This is a genomic window from Olsenella sp. KH1P3 (assembly GCF_900167315.1).
Taxonomy (GTDB): domain Bacteria; phylum Actinomycetota; class Coriobacteriia; order Coriobacteriales; family Atopobiaceae; genus Olsenella_J; species Olsenella_J umbonata_A.
On record NZ_FUWQ01000001.1, the window covers coordinates 47,074 to 62,193 of the forward strand.

13 protein-coding genes are annotated in these 15,120 nt (G+C 64.4%); 11 read left to right on the forward strand and 2 right to left on the reverse strand.

Features of this window, described 5'->3' with window-relative positions; all coding sequences use genetic code 11:
• Positions 1 to 116: 116 nt before the first annotated feature.
• Genes B5D13_RS00240 through B5D13_RS00255 form a run of 4 tightly spaced genes read left to right on the forward strand, consistent with a single transcriptional unit; the run spans position 117 to position 4,884 of the window.
• Positions 117 to 2,783: an ATP-dependent helicase gene (locus B5D13_RS00240; protein ID WP_078686291.1), complete on the forward strand. Its 2,667-nt coding sequence runs from the start codon at positions 117 to 119 to the stop codon at positions 2,781 to 2,783.
• Positions 2,784 to 2,793: 10 nt separating this feature from the next.
• The gene (locus tag B5D13_RS00245; RefSeq protein ID WP_078686292.1) at positions 2,794 to 3,564 is read left to right on the forward strand and encodes a mechanosensitive ion channel family protein; all 771 of its coding nucleotides are present in this window, start codon (positions 2,794 to 2,796) and stop codon (positions 3,562 to 3,564) included.
• Between the two features lie 57 nt (positions 3,565 to 3,621).
• Positions 3,622 to 4,341: a 5'-methylthioadenosine/adenosylhomocysteine nucleosidase gene (locus B5D13_RS00250; RefSeq protein WP_078686293.1), complete on the forward strand. Its 720-nt coding sequence runs from the start codon at positions 3,622 to 3,624 to the stop codon at positions 4,339 to 4,341.
• A gap of 51 nt (positions 4,342 to 4,392) precedes the next feature.
• Positions 4,393 to 4,884, forward strand: a complete 492-nt coding sequence (locus B5D13_RS00255; protein WP_078686294.1) for an S-ribosylhomocysteine lyase — start codon at positions 4,393 to 4,395, stop codon at positions 4,882 to 4,884.
• Positions 4,885 to 4,976: 92 nt separating this feature from the next.
• On the opposite strand, the gene B5D13_RS00260 is transcribed toward B5D13_RS00255, so the two are convergent.
• Complete coding sequence (locus B5D13_RS00260) at positions 4,977 to 5,846, reverse strand: DegV family protein (protein WP_078686295.1); 870 nt, start codon at positions 5,844 to 5,846, stop codon at positions 4,977 to 4,979.
• A 310-nt stretch (positions 5,847 to 6,156) separates the two neighbouring features.
• On the opposite strand from B5D13_RS00260, the gene nhaA reads away from it, so the two are divergent.
• A complete protein-coding gene (gene nhaA / locus B5D13_RS00265) occupies positions 6,157 to 7,689 on the forward strand; it encodes a Na+/H+ antiporter NhaA (RefSeq protein WP_369821278.1) in 1,533 nt (510 codons plus the stop codon).
• Between the two features lie 75 nt (positions 7,690 to 7,764).
• Here the strand turns inward: nhaA and B5D13_RS00270 are convergent, their stop codons facing one another.
• Positions 7,765 to 8,043, reverse strand: a complete 279-nt coding sequence (locus B5D13_RS00270; protein ID WP_078686296.1) for a hypothetical protein — start codon at positions 8,041 to 8,043, stop codon at positions 7,765 to 7,767.
• Positions 8,044 to 8,284: 241 nt separating this feature from the next.
• Here B5D13_RS00270 and B5D13_RS00275 point away from each other — a divergent pair, with 241 nt between their 5' ends.
• The 6 genes from B5D13_RS00275 to B5D13_RS00300 all read left to right on the forward strand — a co-directional run bounded on the left by B5D13_RS00275 (position 8,285) and on the right by B5D13_RS00300 (position 15,100).
• Positions 8,285 to 9,571 (forward strand): aspartate aminotransferase type Ic, encoded by a 1,287-nt coding sequence (locus B5D13_RS00275; RefSeq protein WP_078686297.1) that lies wholly within the window; start codon positions 8,285 to 8,287, stop codon positions 9,569 to 9,571.
• 107 nt (positions 9,572 to 9,678) lie between these two features.
• Positions 9,679 to 10,632 carry a tetratricopeptide repeat protein gene (locus B5D13_RS00280; RefSeq protein WP_159443946.1) on the forward strand — a complete coding sequence of 318 codons (954 nt, stop codon included), beginning with the start codon at positions 9,679 to 9,681 and terminating at the stop codon, positions 10,630 to 10,632.
• A 30-nt stretch (positions 10,633 to 10,662) separates the two neighbouring features.
• Positions 10,663 to 10,983, forward strand: a complete 321-nt coding sequence (locus B5D13_RS00285; RefSeq protein ID WP_078686299.1) for an STAS domain-containing protein — start codon at positions 10,663 to 10,665, stop codon at positions 10,981 to 10,983.
• 61 nt (positions 10,984 to 11,044) lie between these two features.
• Positions 11,045 to 11,644 (forward strand): Sec-independent protein translocase subunit TatA/TatB, encoded by a 600-nt coding sequence (locus B5D13_RS00290; protein WP_078686300.1) that lies wholly within the window; start codon positions 11,045 to 11,047, stop codon positions 11,642 to 11,644.
• Positions 11,644 to 12,447 carry a twin-arginine translocase subunit TatC gene (gene tatC, locus B5D13_RS00295; RefSeq protein WP_078686301.1) on the forward strand — a complete coding sequence of 268 codons (804 nt, stop codon included), beginning with the start codon at positions 11,644 to 11,646 and terminating at the stop codon, positions 12,445 to 12,447. The genes B5D13_RS00290 and tatC overlap by 1 nt, the downstream gene beginning before the upstream one ends.
• An 82-nt stretch (positions 12,448 to 12,529) precedes the next feature.
• Positions 12,530 to 15,100: a DNA topoisomerase I gene (locus B5D13_RS00300; protein WP_078686302.1), complete on the forward strand. Its 2,571-nt coding sequence runs from the start codon at positions 12,530 to 12,532 to the stop codon at positions 15,098 to 15,100.
• Positions 15,101 to 15,120: the final 20 nt, after the last annotated feature.

Genomic DNA, 15,120 nt, shown 5'->3' on the forward strand with positions numbered 1-15,120 from the left:
AGTCTACCCACTTTTGGGTGCTTGCACTCATCCTCTGGAACTCTCCCCGCGAGCGAGTAAGTGTCGGAAACCCGCGCTAGACTCTTGTAGTCAAACACAAGCCCAGGGAGAAGTACATGCAATCTGACCAGCAGCAACTGTTCTCGTTCGGCACCCCTGCTCAGGACCGCGAGCCTCAGGTCGCGACTGTGCCCGCGGCTCCCGCCGTCGAACCCGAAGCCGCGCCTGCGGCCGCGCCCGTGGTGGACCTCACCACGCTCAACCCGGCCCAGCGCCAGGCGGCCGAGTGCACGCACGGGCCGCTGCTGGTCTTGGCGGGCGCCGGCTCGGGCAAGACCCGCGTGCTCACCTACCGCATCGCGCACATGATCAACGACGAGGGCGTCCGTCCCTGGCAGATCCTGGCCATCACCTTCACCAACAAGGCCGCGGCCGAGATGCGCGAGCGTCTGGGCAAGATCCTTCCCGACGGCACGCGCGGCATGTGGATATGCACCTTCCACGCCATGTGCGTGAGGATGCTGCGCGAGGACGGCGAGCTTTTGGGCTACCAGGGCAACTTCACCATCTACGATGACGATGACTCGAAGCGCCTGGTCAAGTCCATCATGAGCGACCTCAACATCGACCAGAAGCAGTGCCCCATCAACTCGATCCGCTCCAAGATCAGCCAGGCCAAGAACGGCCTCGTCTATCCGGACGAGATGGAGGGCTCCGCCAAGTCGCCCGTCGAGCACGCTGCCGCGCGCGTCTACCGTGCCCTCCAGCAGCGCCTCGAGCGCGCCAACGCCATGGACTTCGACGACCTGCTGGTCAAGACGTATGAACTTCTCTCCAAGTACCCGGAGGTGCTTGACCACTACCAGGAGCGCTTCCGCCAGATCAGCGTCGACGAGTACCAGGACACCAACGGCGTTCAGTACGCCATCACCAACCTGCTCGCGCGCAAGTACCAGAACCTCATGGTCGTCGGCGATGACGACCAGTCCATCTACAGCTGGCGTGGCGCCGACATCAAGAACATCCTGAGCTTCCGCAAGGACTATCCCAACGCGACGGTGGTCAAGCTCGAGCAGAACTACCGCTCGACCGGCCACATCCTCAACGCGGCCAACGCGGTCGTGCGCCACAACATGCGCCGCGAGGCGAAGCGCCTGTTCACCGATAGGGGAGACGGCGAGAAGGTCCAGCTCTTCCAGGCGGCGGACGAGCGCGACGAGGGGCGCTGGATTGGCTCCGAGATCGAGAAGCTGCACGATGCGGGCACCAGCTATGACAGCATCGCGGTCTTCTACCGCACCAACGCGCAGTCCCGTACGCTCGAAGACATGTTCCTGCGCGCGGGCGTCCCCTACAAGATCGTGGGCGGCACGCGATTCTTCGACCGCGCGGAGATCCGTGACGTGACGGCCTACCTCAAGCTGGTCGTCAACCCTGACGACGACGTGAGCGCGCTGCGCGTCATCAACACCCCGCGCCGCGGCATCGGCACCACCAGCGTCAACAAGATCCGAGACTACGCCGCCCAGGCGGGAATCTCGTTCTTCTCGGCCGCCCAGGCCTGCGCGACCGAGTCGGGGATCCTCTCGACCAAGTGCCGCAACGCGCTTGTCGAGTTCACCAACACCATCGAGACCGCACGCCACATGGACGGCGAGCTCTCGCGCGTGGTCGAGGCCATCATCGACCGCACCGGCCTCATCAGGTCGCTCCAGGCGGAAAACTCGGTCGAGGCGGACAGCCGCGTCGAGAACATCCGAGAGTTCTTCAGCGTCGCGCAGGAGTTCGACGAGACGCACGACGACGTGGCCGAGACGCTCGAGAGTCTGCGACAGCTGCGCGAGGCCGGCATGGCCGACGCCCAGGCGGACGAGGTCCCCGAGGTCTCCGTGCCCCAGGGCTACTTTGCCGACGCGCTGGTGACTCCTCCCGCGGCCCCGGGCGCCCAGGCGAGCCTCGCCACGCCCGAGATGGCGCGCCCGGAGGTCGCCGCCGAGAAGCTCCCCGCCTTCATGGAGTGGCTCGCCCTGCGTTCCGACCTCGACTCCCTTGCGGGCCAGTCGAGCGCCATCACGATGATGACCATCCACTCCGCCAAGGGCCTCGAGTTCCCCGTCGTCTTCGTCGCCGGTATGGAGGAGGGCATCTTCCCGCACCGTGCGCACGAGGAGGACCCCGCCTCGATCGAGGAGGAAAGGCGCCTGGCCTACGTCGCCATCACGCGCGCCGAAAAGAAGCTCTACCTCACCTACGCGGTCACGCGCCGCATGTTCGGGTCGGCCCAGGCCAACCCGCGCAGCCGCTTCGTGAACGAGATTCCCGAGCAGGAGATCAACGCCATCGGCGTCGGGTCGTCGGGCTTCTCGGGCGTCGGCTGGGAAAAGCGCGGTGACCGCCACGGCACCTATGGCTCGGGTCGCGGCTCGGAGGTCTACGGCGGCCACGTCTTCGGCAGCCGCACGCGCTCCACCGGAGGCGCTCGCCCAAGTGCCGGTCGTCCCGCCTCGACGGGAACGGGGTTCCCCTCCTGGCCGGGAAGGCCCACCGGCTCCACGGCCACCCGTTCCTCCGCCGGCGCCTCGGGCGCGGCGAGTGCGCCCGTCAAGCGCGACCGCAGCAAGGAGGCCGAGTCCTTCTCGGCGGGGGACCGCGTCTCGCACAAGACGTTCGGTCCCGGCGTGGTCAAGGCGGCCTCGGGCGACACCATCGAGGTCTACTTCACGCGCACGGGCAAGACCAAGAAGCTCATGAAGGGCTTTGCCCCCATCGTCAAGGTCCAGTAGGGAGAAGTGCATGGACTTCCTAGGCTCAGAGATCGTCTGGAAGTGCGCGTTTCTGGCAGTCGTCGCGGTTGCGGCAGCGCTGGCCGCCCGCCTGCTCTCGAGGATGCTCAGGCGCATGCTCGACGCGTCACGGGTGCCCTCGGCGTCCATCTTCGTCAACCTGGCGAAGGGCGTCGTGTGGGCCTTCGCGCTCCTGGCGGTGCTCCAGCCCGTCTTCGGCGTCCAGCCGACCGCCTTCGTGACCGCCCTGGGCGTCTCGTCCGTCGTGATCTCGTTTGGCCTGCAGGACACGGTCTCCAACGTGGTTGGCGGACTCAATCTGATGGTCAGCAAGGCCGTCGTGCCTGACGACGTCGTGAGCGTCAACGGGGTGTCGGGCGTGGTGACCGACGTCAACTGGCGCGCCACGGTCGTGCGCACGCGCGGAGGCACCACCGTCGTAATCCCCAACTCGGTGCTCAACAAGAACGCCGTCACCAAGCTCGTACCGTGGGACGCAAGTGACTGCGCGGTCAAGCTGGTCGTGCGCGCCGACGCGGACCTCGCCGAGGTCGAGCGCACCATCCGCAGCAAAGCCCACAAGGCGCTGCGCGACGTCTTGGTTCCTGGACACACGGTGGAGGTCTACTTTACCGAGCTCACCTCGATGGGCATTCGTTGTACGGTACACCTGCACGTCAAGGGCGGTATCGGCCTTGACGCGCAAAGGGACAAGCTGGTGCGCGCGCTTGCCGGAAGCAGCTGGCTGGCATCGGCTACGCTTGCCCTCGAAGAGGAATAGCGCGTCCACAATCGTCGCGACTGGCTCGGCCGGCGCGGGACAGACGTAAGGAGGACCATGAGGTTCACGCATACCAAGATCGGCATCATCGGCGCCATGGAGGTCGAGGTCGAATACCTCAAGGAGCAGCTTGAGGACGTTAGGGTCACCAAGCGCGCCAACATGGAGTTCAACGAGGGCGTCCTCGGCGGCGTCCCCGTCGTCGTGGTCAAGTGCGGCATCGGCAAGATCAATGCCGGCATCTGCGCGCAGGTTCTCTGCGACCTGTATGACGTCACGCACGTCATCAACACGGGCGTTGCGGGCTCGCTCGACAGTGCCATCAACATCGGCGACGTGGTCGTGTCTGTCGATGCCGTTCACCACGACTTTGACCTGACCAACGTGGGCTACGAGCCGGGCCAGGTGCCTGACATCGACGTACTGGCGTTTCCGGCCGACCCCGAGCTCCGTGCGGCCGCCGTCGAGGCGGTGCGCAGCGCGGCTCCCGAGATCGGCGTGTTCGAGGGCCGCGTCGCGTCGGGGGACCAGTTCGTTCACACCGACGAGGAAAAGCGTCGCATCGTCAGCGCCTTCGGCGGCCGCTGCTGCGAGATGGAGGGTGCCTCCATCGCTCATGCCTGCTACCTCAACGGCGTCCCGTTCGTAATCGTTCGCGCCATCTCCGACAAGGCCGATGGCAGCTCGAGCGTCGACTACCCCACGTTCGAGAAGGTCGCGGCGCGCCACTGCGCGCAGATCGTCGAGCACATGCTCGCGAAGTTCGTCCGGCGCTAGACGCACACTCTTCTCGCCCGGCGTTTCGTCTTCCAGAAGAAAGGGTCATCCATGGAGAAGATCGCAAGCTTCACTATCGACCACATCAAGCTCGAGCCTGGCGTCTACGTGAGCCGCATCGACAAGGATGCGGCGACCGGTGCCGTCGTGACCACCTTCGACCTGCGCATGACCGCTCCCAACCGCGAGCCGGTCATGAACACCGCCGAGCTGCATACCATCGAGCACCTCTGCGCGACGTTCCTCCGCAACGACGAGGAGTGGTCGAGCCGTGTGGTTTACTTTGGTCCCATGGGCTGCCGTACTGGCTGCTACCTCGTGCTCTTCGGCCAGTACGAGTCCAAGGACGTCATTGGTCTGGTGACGCGCATGTTCGAGTTCGTGCGCGACTTTGAGGGCGAGATTCCCGGCGCCAAGCCTGACGAGTGCGGGAACTACCTCGACCAGAACCTGGGCATGGCAAACTGGCTTGCCCGTCGCTACCTGGACAGCACGCTCTACGGCATCGACGAGGCACACATGACCTATCCGACCAAGGACTAGGTCGCCTCGCATTCACGCAAGCGCAAGCTAGGGGGCGCCGCCCGTCGACAGTGACGAGCGGCGCTCTGCTTGCGGGCGATGGGGCCCGTTGGCTAGACGGCGGCGTTCTGCACGCCGACGCCCACGATGTTGGGGCCGGTGTGGACGACGAGGTCTGCCTTGATGTCGCGGGTGAACATCTGGGCCACGTGCGGAATCGCCTCGCGCAGGCGCTGCTCGAGCGGCTTGTAGAGGGCCTTGGTCGCGGTGGAGCAGCACAGGCCGATGCGCACGGACTCGTATTGGGCGGCGTTGTCGGCGACGAGCTTGACAATCGTGTCGAGGCAGCGGTCCCATCCGCGGGCCTTCTTGGCGATGGTGTAGTAGCCCTCCTCGTTGCAGGTGAGGACGGGCTTGATGTTGAGCGCGTTGCCGATGCGATAGATGTGCTTGTTGATGCGCCCGCCCCTGTACAGGTTGTCCAGCGACCTGACGCCGAAGTAGATGTCGGTCTGGGCGACCACGACCTGGAGGCGCGCGTCGAGCTCCTCGAAGGGGGCTCCCCGCTCGATGTAGTCGACTGCGCGCTCGACCACCATGCCTGCGACGAGGCCGATCGAGCGGGTGTCGACTACCAAGGTGGGGATGACATCCGTCATCTGGTCGGCGATCATCTGGGCGGTCTGGTTGGTTGCCGATAGCGCGGATGCGATGGTGACGATGACGGCCCTCTGGTAGCCGTCCTCACGTGCCTGCTCGAGCGCGTTTTTGATCTGCTCGGGCGAGGGGAGAGAAGTGCGGGGGATTTCCTCCTCGAAGCGAGCGACGACCTCGTCCGCCGTGATGTCCACACCGCTTTGGAACGACGAGCCGTCCGAGTAGTTGATGCGCAGCGGCACGACGCGGATGTCGTGCTCGACGCAGTACTCGCGGTCAAGGTCGGTACCCGAATCGGTGATGATGGCAATGCGCTGGTCGTTCATGCTTCCCCTCCGAAGCCGTCTCATCCGTGATCGCGTGCGGCGACGCCTGAGGTATTGGTACCCCAAAAGCATCCGGGCCACACCTCCGAGGGGCCAGCGTCGCAAAAAGCATGTCGCACAGCGCCTGGCCAGGGCTCGAGCGTAACGCTTCCCCGGGTGGTCTGGTCCCCTTTGCGAAGGAGGCGTTGTTTGGGCGACGGAACACCGCATTGACCATGCCCATGCCGTATTCTCTTAGTAGGACAAAAGTGCCGCGGCCCAGCAGGTCACTTGGGGACCTGGCCGCGAGCTGGGAGGAGAGCATCGTAGCATGAGCGAGGTACGAAAAAAGAAGATGGGCAAGCGCAGGCGGTATGGCCGTCGCAGCTCCAAGCAGACGAAGAAGTCCGCGATCATTCGCGAGGACGCCGTCGTCAGCAGGCTTGCGGTCAGGAGCGTCGTGTCGACCGTCACGTCGAACGGCACCATATCCGCGGCCGTAATGGTGGGGGCCGCTCTCCTTGCGGTGGTGGTTGCGAACTCGCCTCTCTTTGAGCCGGTGCACCATTTCCTGTCGATGCCGCTCGGCCTCGACATCGGTTCCGTCCACATGGGAATCTCGCTCGAGGGCTTCGTGAACGACTTTCTGATGTCCATCTTCTTCCTGCTGGTGGGCATCGAGCTCAAGTACGAGATGACCGTGGGCCAGCTGCGCAAGCCTCGCCAGGCCGCGCTGCCCATGCTCGCGGCGGTCGGCGGCGTCGCCGTTCCCGCCCTCATCTTCCTGTTCTTCAACCATGCCGGAGCCGCCAACGGCTGGGCCATCCCCATCGCCACCGACATCGCCTTCGCCCTGGGCGTTATGTCCCTTCTGGGCGACCGTGTTGCCCCCGAGACCAAGGTGTTCTTCCAGACCCTGGCAATCGCCGACGACATCCTGGCCATCGTGGTCCTGGCGGTCTTCTACGGGCAGAGCCCCAACGTTGCGTGGTGCGCGCTCTCCCTGCTCGTGATCCTGGTGCTTGCCGGAATCCATCGCGCCCGCGTCTACACGGCAAAGTACTACGTGCTCATCGGTCTGGTGCTGTGGTTCTGCATGTACAATTCGGGCATCCACGCCACGCTTGCCGGCGTCATCCTGGCGTTCTTCCTGCCTGCGAAGTCCGACGTGCGCCTGAGCAACCTGCGCGACTGGCTCAACAGCAAGGCGCGCGACCTCGAGGACGACTACGACGACACGGCGCACGTCCTGGGCCAGCACGACTTCACTGAGGCGGCCAACCAGGTCGAGCGCGTGATGCATCACGTGACGCCGCCCCTGCAGCGCGTCGAGCGCTACATCGCGACCATGGTCAACTTCTTCATCCTCCCGGTGTTCGCCTTCGTGAACGCACAGGTTCGTCTGGTTGGCGCCGACCTGGGCATGATCGTGCACGACCCCGTCACCCAGGGCGCTTACCTCGGCGCGGTGGTCGGCAAGCCCATCGGCATCATCCTGGTGACGCTGCTGCTGGTGAAGATCGGCTTTGCCAAGCTCCCGAGACACGTCACCTGGGACCAGATCATCGCGGTGGGCATCATGGGAGGCATGGGCTTCACCATGTCCATCCTCATCGCGGGGCTCGCGTTCCCCAACCCGGCCGAGGTCATGGCTGCCAAGTGCGCCATCCTTGCGGGCTCCTTCACGGCGGCCCTCCTGGGCATCCTGTTCGTACGCGTGCATGACCTCATAAAGGTTGGCGCGACGCCGAAGGGGCGGGCCCAGAAGGAGGCTTCCGGCGAGGGGGCCGCGGCCAAGCAGACCGAGCTGCCCGCGCGCAAGGAGGTCGACCTTTCCCCGAACGACGACTTCTTCGACGAATAGCGAAGAGGGCGAGAAGGACATGCGTCCTTCTCGCCCTCTTTTCCTATCCCGCGTTCTTGTCTTGCCCGCGGCCCCTCACTCTACGGTTCCGTAGACGTAGGCCCATCCGTGAGCCGTGATGATCGAGTTCATCTGGTCGCACAGGGTGGCGCGCTTGTATTTGCCGCCGGGCAGGAGGTCGATCACCTCGCGCAGGTCGTCGTTGAGGTCGTCGATCTCTGCGCGCTCGATGGCTTCGAGCTTGGTGACGTAGCCCGAGGGCTTGCGTGCGTAGAGCTCGTTCACGAGCGTCTGAAGGTCGCCGTACTCGGGCGCGGGCGTGCTGCCCGAGGGTGCGGGTGTCCTGGTGGCCATGGCTTTCCAATCTCTCTGGGTACGCATTCGATTGTAGCGGGTCTGCGGCTACGTGCCTGCCCGCATGGGGCCACGAGCCGCCGCGCGCGGGCTGGGCGCGTCGGCTGAATGCGAGCTTTCCTGATGCTGCGCACCGGCGTGTTGCATATGCGCCTTGATGCCTTCCATCTGATTACCGTATGTTTGTTCGCGCGGGTATGGGGATATACTCACTCATACAACTATGTAATCGGGAGGTAGCATGGCTAACGTGTACGAAGACATGACGACTGAGGCGCTCGATGCCGAGATCGAGCACCTTCAAAAGCAGGCTGACGAGATTCGCGCGCAGAACGTCTCGCTCGATATGGCTCGCGGCAAGCCGTCGGCAGAGCAGACGGCGCTCGCACGTCCGATGCTCGACCTCCTGACCTCCGAGACCAAGCTGGAAGACGGCGCGGCCATCGTCGACAACTACGGAACGCCCGACGGACTTCCCTCTGCCCGTGCCCTTGCGGCCCAGATTCTGGGCGTCGAACCCGCGAACATCGTGGTTTCAGGCTCGTCCAGCCTCAACCTCATGCACGACGTCGTGACCCATGGTTTCACGAACGGCGTCGCCGGCAACAAGCCCTGGTGCCAGCAGGGCCAGGTCAAGTGGCTGTGCCCGGCCCCCGGCTATGACCGCCACTTCACCGTGACGGCCCACCTGGGAATCAAGAACATCCCCGTCCCCATGCATGAGGACGGTCCCGACATGGACATGGTGCAGCGCCTTGTCGAGAGCGACCCCTCGGTCAAGGGCATCTGGTGCGTCCCCAAGTACGCCAACCCGACGGGCGTCACCTACTCTGACGAGGTGGTGCGTCGCTTCGCGTCGCTCAAGCCCGCCGCCCCCGACTTCCGCATCTACTGGGACAACGCCTACTGCGTCCATGGCTTCGGCGAGAAGGACGACGCGCTTCTGAATGTCTTTGACGCCCTGGCCGACGTCGGCGCGACCGACCTCGTGTATGAGTTCGGCTCTACCGCAAAGGTGACCTTCCCCAGCTCCGGCATCGCGTTCGTCACCGCCTCCGCCTCTGACATGGCCGAGGTCCGCAAGGCCTTCGGCGTGTCGCGCGTCAGTCCCGAGAAGTTCTCGCAGCTCGCCCATGTCCTGTTCCTCAAGGACCTCGATGGCGTCAAGGCCCACATGGCAAAGCACGCGGCAATCGTCGCGCCTCGATTCGCGCTGGTCGAGCAGAAGCTTACCGACGGTCTGGCCGACCTCGGCATCGCCAAGTGGACCCACCCCCACGGCGGCTACTTCGTGTCGTTTGACGGCCCCGAGGGCTCTGCCCGCAAGATCGTGGCCCTCATGTCCGAGCTTGGGGTAAAGCTCACGCCGGCGGGCGCCACTTGGCCCTATGGCGACGACCCGCACGACACCAACATCCGAATTGCCCCCACCTATCCGTCCCTCGAAGAGCTGGGGCAGGCGCTCGACATCTTCGTCATCGCGGTGAGGCTCGTCTCGGCCCGCCTCGCACGGGCTAAGCGCGCCTAGCGCGGAGGGGTCAGTGCACATCTGCGCTCGCCCGAAGCGGAGCTTGACGCGCGACGAGTTTTTGTAGAATGTGCAGCTGTGTGAATGGGTTAAGAAAGGTGTCTCTTATGGCTAGCTCCAAAAACGGTCGCCGCGCGAAGTTCTCGTCCTCTGCCAAGGTCCTGCGCCCTGGCGAGAAGCGCCCCAAGAAGTCCGAAGCCAAGGCCAAGGCCAAGGGCGAGGGCAACAATGGCGTCAGCGTGTTCGACCTCGATGCCGGGGAACCTGCGTCTCGAAAGAAGCAGTCTTCCAAGCAGCGCTGGATGGCCGTTCTCGTTGTTGTGTTCGGCGTCGTGATGGCCATCTCGATGATGCTGCCGTCGCTGTCGGCCATCTTTGCGAACAGCGGGTCTACCGCGAGCCAGGAGCAGAGCCAGACCTCTGACGACGGCGGGTCGGATGATGGCTCCTCCAAGCAGTACGACACCAGCACCATGGATGGCCTCGACGCCGCCTTCACTGACGTCGCCAAGCCGCTCGAGGACAAGCTCGCGAGCGATCCCCAGAATCTTGCCGCCCTTCTCAACCTGGGTAACACCTATATGAACTGGGGCTACAACGCAAGCCAGCTCGCCGTGAAGAACGGCGTCCCCACCGAGACCGACGCCAGGCACGTCCTGGACATCTTCGCGAAGGCTATCGGGTACTACGACCAGTACCTCGCCCTCAATGACTCCGCCTCGGTCAAGGTCAACCGCGCGTTGTGCGAGCTGTACTCGGCCCAGTCCGACCAGGCCATCGCCGACCTCACCCAGACCACGATCGACAACCCAGACTACGGTCCCGCTTGGGCCAACCTTGGCCTTGCGTATGAGGCTACCGGAGACCAGGGCAAGGCGAAGGAGGCCTACGAGAAGGCCAAGGAGGTCGACGCCAACGACGAGTACGGCGCCAAGTCCTTCGCGGGCAAGAGGCTCGTCGCCATGCAGCAGAAGCAGAATCAGGAGACCGAGCAGACGCTCGGCATCGGCCAGACCTCGCAGGGTCTTTCCGACGCGCTCAATGGCGCCGGATCTCTCTAGCGCGGCTCTGCCAATAGGAAAGCGAGAAGAATGAGCATCAAGATCAACGCCGTCGAAAGCGGCAAGACCATTACCGTCCACGCCGAGGGAGAGGTCGACGTGTCCAACGCCTCCGAGCTCCGTGACGCGATCGATGCGGCGCTCAAGAAGGCGCCGGAGCGCATTGTGGTCGACCTCGCCGAGGTTCCCTATATCGACTCCACCGGCATCGGCGTCCTTGTGGGCGCTGCCCACCACGGACGCGACGAGGGCGTGGCCCTCAGCGTCACCAACCAGCAGAAGAACGTCGCGCGCGTTCTGGGCATGCTGGGGGTCGAGGGCGAGCTGGGCGCAGGCGACTTTGCCGAGTAGGCGTCCGGCGCAATTCGTTCATCGTTTGTAAGTAAGTGACTACACCGCGGGAGGTGTGCGCGTGTTTGGTATTGGCGAGACAGAGCTCGTGATCATCGTGGTCTTCGGCTTCTTGCTGTTCGGCCCCGACAAGCTTCCTGGCATGGGCAGGACGATTGGGCGTATGCTCAGGCAGTTCAGGGAGGCACAGGAAGGCTTTACCGAGGTCGTTCAGACCGAGGTGATGGATCCTCTCAACCAGGCCATGAACGAGCCGCTCGATGACAAGCAGCGCGCACGTGCCAAGGCCCGCGCCGATGCGTTCGACGAGGATGCCGACCTCGACGACGACGCCGAGGAGACTTCCACCAAGAAGACCGAGACCTTCGCGGAGCGCAAGGCGCGCCTCGCAAAGGAGAAGGCCGAGCGCGAGGCGGCTGAGGCCGCCGCGGAGGCCAAGGATGCTGACGGCTCCGAGCAGGTGGGCTCCGACGGCGCTGACTCTGATGCCGACGCCGACGATGCCGCTCCCGCCGCAGAGGCTCCCGAGCCGGCAGAGCCCGCCAAGCCTGACACGAGTGCGGCCGCGCTCTACGCCATGATGCCGAAGGCGCACGCGCCCAAGGCCAAGGAGGATGAGGCTGACGCAGAGAGCCAGGACGCAGAGGGAGGCGAGCAGTAATGCCTATCGGACCAGCACGTATGCCCCTTATGGATCACCTTGGCGAGCTGAGGCGCCGCCTCACGATCATCGTGGTCTCACTGATTATCACGGCCGTAGTCGTCTATGCCGCTACGCCCACGCTGATCGACATCATGATCGACCCCATCCGCTCCTCGCTTCCCGAGGGCACCTCGCTCACGGTCCTGTCCGTCTTGGGCGGCTTCACGATCCGCTTCAAGGTCGCGCTCTTCTTCGGCATGATCATCTGCACGCCGATCATCATCTGGGAGGTCATGGCCTTCTTCCTTCCTGCGCTTAAGCCCAACGAGCGCAAGTGGGTCGTGCCCACGGTTGCGGCCATGGTCGCCCTGTTCTTCCTGGGTATGATCTTCTGCTACTTCATCATCCAGAACGCTGCGGTCGGCTGGATGATTGACCAGTCGACCGAGTTCGCCGGCGTCATCGCCGACGCCGTCGACTACCTAAACATCATGATGATGCTCGAGATTGGCTTCGGCCTTGCCTTCCAGCTTCCCCTTGTCATCTTCTACCTGTCCATTCTGCACCTGGTTCCGTACAAGACCTTCCGCTCCCAGTGGCGCTACATCTACGTCGGACTGATGATCCTCTCCGGCGTCGTCACCCCGGACGCCTCACCCGTGACCATGGTCCTCATGTTCGCGGCGCTCATCTCGCTCTACGAGGTCGCGCTTGCGGTTGCGCGCTACGTGCTCATAGCACGCGATGGCAAGGAGTCGCTCAAGTGGACCAGAGAAGAGTACTCGGACCACAAGTACGAGCAGGAAATGGCAAACATGTAAGCTTCGATTGGCGCCGAGAGGCGCCAATCGGGTATAAGAGGAACCATAAGGAATTGATTCGACAAGAAGGTTTGGTGTCCCGTTGAAGCTTGTAGTCACCGAGAAGAACGATGCTGCCCAGCAGATTGCGAGGCTCCTTGCAAATGCAGGTAAGCCCAAGCAGGACAAGGTGTATGACACCCCCGTCTATCGCTTTACGGTCGATGGCGAGGAGTGGGTCAACATCGGTCTGAGGGGTCACATCCTGGCCCCCGACTTTGCCCGCGAGCTTCACTACAGCAAGAAGGAAGGCTGGACCGCCGTTACCGCTGAGGGCGAGATTCTGCCCGCTAGCCTACCCGATACCCTGGCGCGTCCTCCCTACGACACCAAACGCAAGCCCTTCCTCAAGGATGGCGTTGACATCAAGGGATGGAAGGTCCCCAGCCTGCCGTATCTCATCTGGGCTCCCATCGAGAAGCAGCCAGCCGAGAAGGGCATCATTCGCGCGCTCAAGAACCTTGCCAAGAAGGCGGACTCCATCGTTATCGCGACGGACTTCGACCGCGAGGGCGAGCTCATCGGATCCGACGCCCTGCGCCAGATGCGCGAGGTCGCGCCCGACACGCCCGTCTCGCGCGCCCGCTACTCCGCCTTCACCAAGCCTGAGATCGAGCATGCCTTCAACAATCTGGTCGATCTCGACCAGAACCTCGCCGATGCCGGCGAGTCCCGCCAGTACATCGACCTCATCTGGGGCGCCGTCCTGACGCGCTACCTCACGATGGCCCGCTTCGGTGGCCTCGGCAACGTGCGCTCGGCAGGCCGCGTCCAGACGCCGACGCTTGCCATCGTGGTCGAGAAGGAGCGTGAGCGCAACGCGTTCGTCCCCGAGGACTACTGGGTGCTCTCCGGCGCGCTCGCCCCCAAGGGCTCCGACGACGACGGCTTCAAAGTCACGCATGCCACGGCTCGCTTTACCGACGAGCAGAAGGCGAACGCCGCCTTCGACCACGTGCGCGACGCAAAGGTTGCCACCGTCACCAATGTCGAGCGCAAGAGCCGCACCAACAAGCCGCCCGTGCCGTTCAACACCACGTCGCTGCAGACCGCCGCGGCAGCTGAGGGCATCGGCCCCGCACGCACCATGCGTCTTGCCGAGTCCCTCTACATGGACGGTCTCATCTCGTACCCGCGCGTCGACAACACGGTCTATCCCAAGTCGCTCGACCTCAAGGATGTTGTCAAGACGCTCTCGGCCGTGCCTCAGTACCGTCCCGTCTGCACGGACCTCCTGTCGAAGGCGAGCCTGACCGCAACCCGCGGTAAGCAGGAGACGACGGACCACCCGCCCATCTACCCCACCGGCGCAGCCGATCCCGACAAGCTCGAGGGTCCCGCCTGGAGGCTCTACAACCTGATTGCCCGCCGCTTCCTGGCGACGCTCTCCGAGCCGTCGGTCACCGAGAGCACCAAGTTCTCCTTCGACGTGGAAGGCGAGCCCTTCTCCGCTTCGGGCACCGTCCTCGTCAAGCCGGGATTCCGAGCGATCTACCCCTACGGAATGAAGAAGGACGAGCAGCTTCCTGCCCTCGAGGTGGGGGACTCCTGCGACGTTCGCAAGATGGACCTCGAGGCCAAGCAGACCGAGCCTCCGGCGCGCTACAGCCAGGGTCGTCTCATCGCCGAGATGGAGAAGAGGGGTCTGGGCACGAAGTCCACGCGTGCCTCCATCATCCAGCGACTCTACGATGTCAAGTACCTCAAGAACGACCCGTGCGAGCCCAGCCAGCTGGGCATGGCCATCATCGACGCCCTCACGAAGTACGCGCCTCACATCACGAGCCCCGATATGACGGCCGTCCTCGAGTCTGACATGACCAGGGTGGCCGCCGGCGAGGACACGCAGGACGACGTCGTCAGGCACTCGCGCACGCTGCTGTCCGGCATGATCGACGCCCTCATCGAGCACAAGGACGACCTGGGCGACGCCATCGCCGACGCCGTCACCGCCGACGCCAAGGTGGGCGTCTGTCCCAAGTGCGGCAGGGACCTCGTCATGAAGACCTCCGCCAAGAACCGCTCGAGCTTCATCGGCTGCATGGGCTGGCCCGACTGCGACGTGACCTATCCCGTCCCCAGCCGCGTGAAGGTCATCCCCATCGAAGGGGAGCAGGGTGTCTGCCCCGTCTGCGGCGCGCCCCGGATTAAGTGCCAGCCCTTCCGCAGCCGCGCGTACGAGATCTGCGTCAACCCCGCCTGCGAGACCAACCGTGAGCCCGACGTCAAGGTGGGCGAGTGTCCCGTCTGCGCCGCCGCCGGCAAGCACGGCGACCTCATCGCCCACAAGAGCGAGCGCACGGGCAAGCGCTTCATTCGCTGCGAGAACTACGACGTCTGCAGCGTCAGCTACCCGCTGCCCCAGCGCGGCGAGCTCCACGCTACGGGCGAGACGTGCCCGGATTGTGGTGCCCCCATCGTCGAGGTCGTCACCCAGCGTGGCCCGTGGCGCATCTGCGTTAACATGGACTGCCCCGGCAAGGAGAAGAAGGCCGCGGCCAAGGGCCGTGGCACGAGCCGCAAGACCAAGGGCGGCTCCAAGGGCACGGCCAAGAGTTCGTCGAAGAGCACCTCGAAGAGTGCCTCCAAGGGCGGCAAGCGCTCCTCCAAGTAGTCGGGTTCTGAGGGGAGAAG

What these genes read in the sequence shown, in the direction of transcription:
- B5D13_RS00240 (WP_078686291.1), top strand. Translation starts at nt 117, where the DNA reads ATGCAATCTGACCAGCAGCAACTGTTCTCGTTCGGCACCCCTGCTCAG.
- B5D13_RS00245 (WP_078686292.1), top strand. Translation starts at nt 2,794, where the DNA reads ATGGACTTCCTAGGCTCAGAGATCGTCTGGAAGTGCGCGTTTCTGGCA.
- B5D13_RS00250 (WP_078686293.1), top strand. Translation starts at nt 3,622, where the DNA reads ATGAGGTTCACGCATACCAAGATCGGCATCATCGGCGCCATGGAGGTC.
- B5D13_RS00255 (WP_078686294.1), top strand. Translation starts at nt 4,393, where the DNA reads ATGGAGAAGATCGCAAGCTTCACTATCGACCACATCAAGCTCGAGCCT.
- B5D13_RS00260 (WP_078686295.1), bottom strand. Translation starts at nt 5,846, where the DNA reads ATGAACGACCAGCGCATTGCCATCATCACCGATTCGGGTACCGACCTT.
- nhaA (WP_369821278.1), top strand. Translation starts at nt 6,157, where the DNA reads ATGAGCGAGGTACGAAAAAAGAAGATGGGCAAGCGCAGGCGGTATGGC.
- B5D13_RS00270 (WP_078686296.1), bottom strand. Translation starts at nt 8,043, where the DNA reads ATGGCCACCAGGACACCCGCACCCTCGGGCAGCACGCCCGCGCCCGAG.
- B5D13_RS00275 (WP_078686297.1), top strand. Translation starts at nt 8,285, where the DNA reads ATGGCTAACGTGTACGAAGACATGACGACTGAGGCGCTCGATGCCGAG.
- B5D13_RS00280 (WP_159443946.1), top strand. Translation starts at nt 9,679, where the DNA reads ATGGCTAGCTCCAAAAACGGTCGCCGCGCGAAGTTCTCGTCCTCTGCC.
- B5D13_RS00285 (WP_078686299.1), top strand. Translation starts at nt 10,663, where the DNA reads ATGAGCATCAAGATCAACGCCGTCGAAAGCGGCAAGACCATTACCGTC.
- tatC (WP_078686301.1), top strand. Translation starts at nt 11,644, where the DNA reads ATGCCTATCGGACCAGCACGTATGCCCCTTATGGATCACCTTGGCGAG.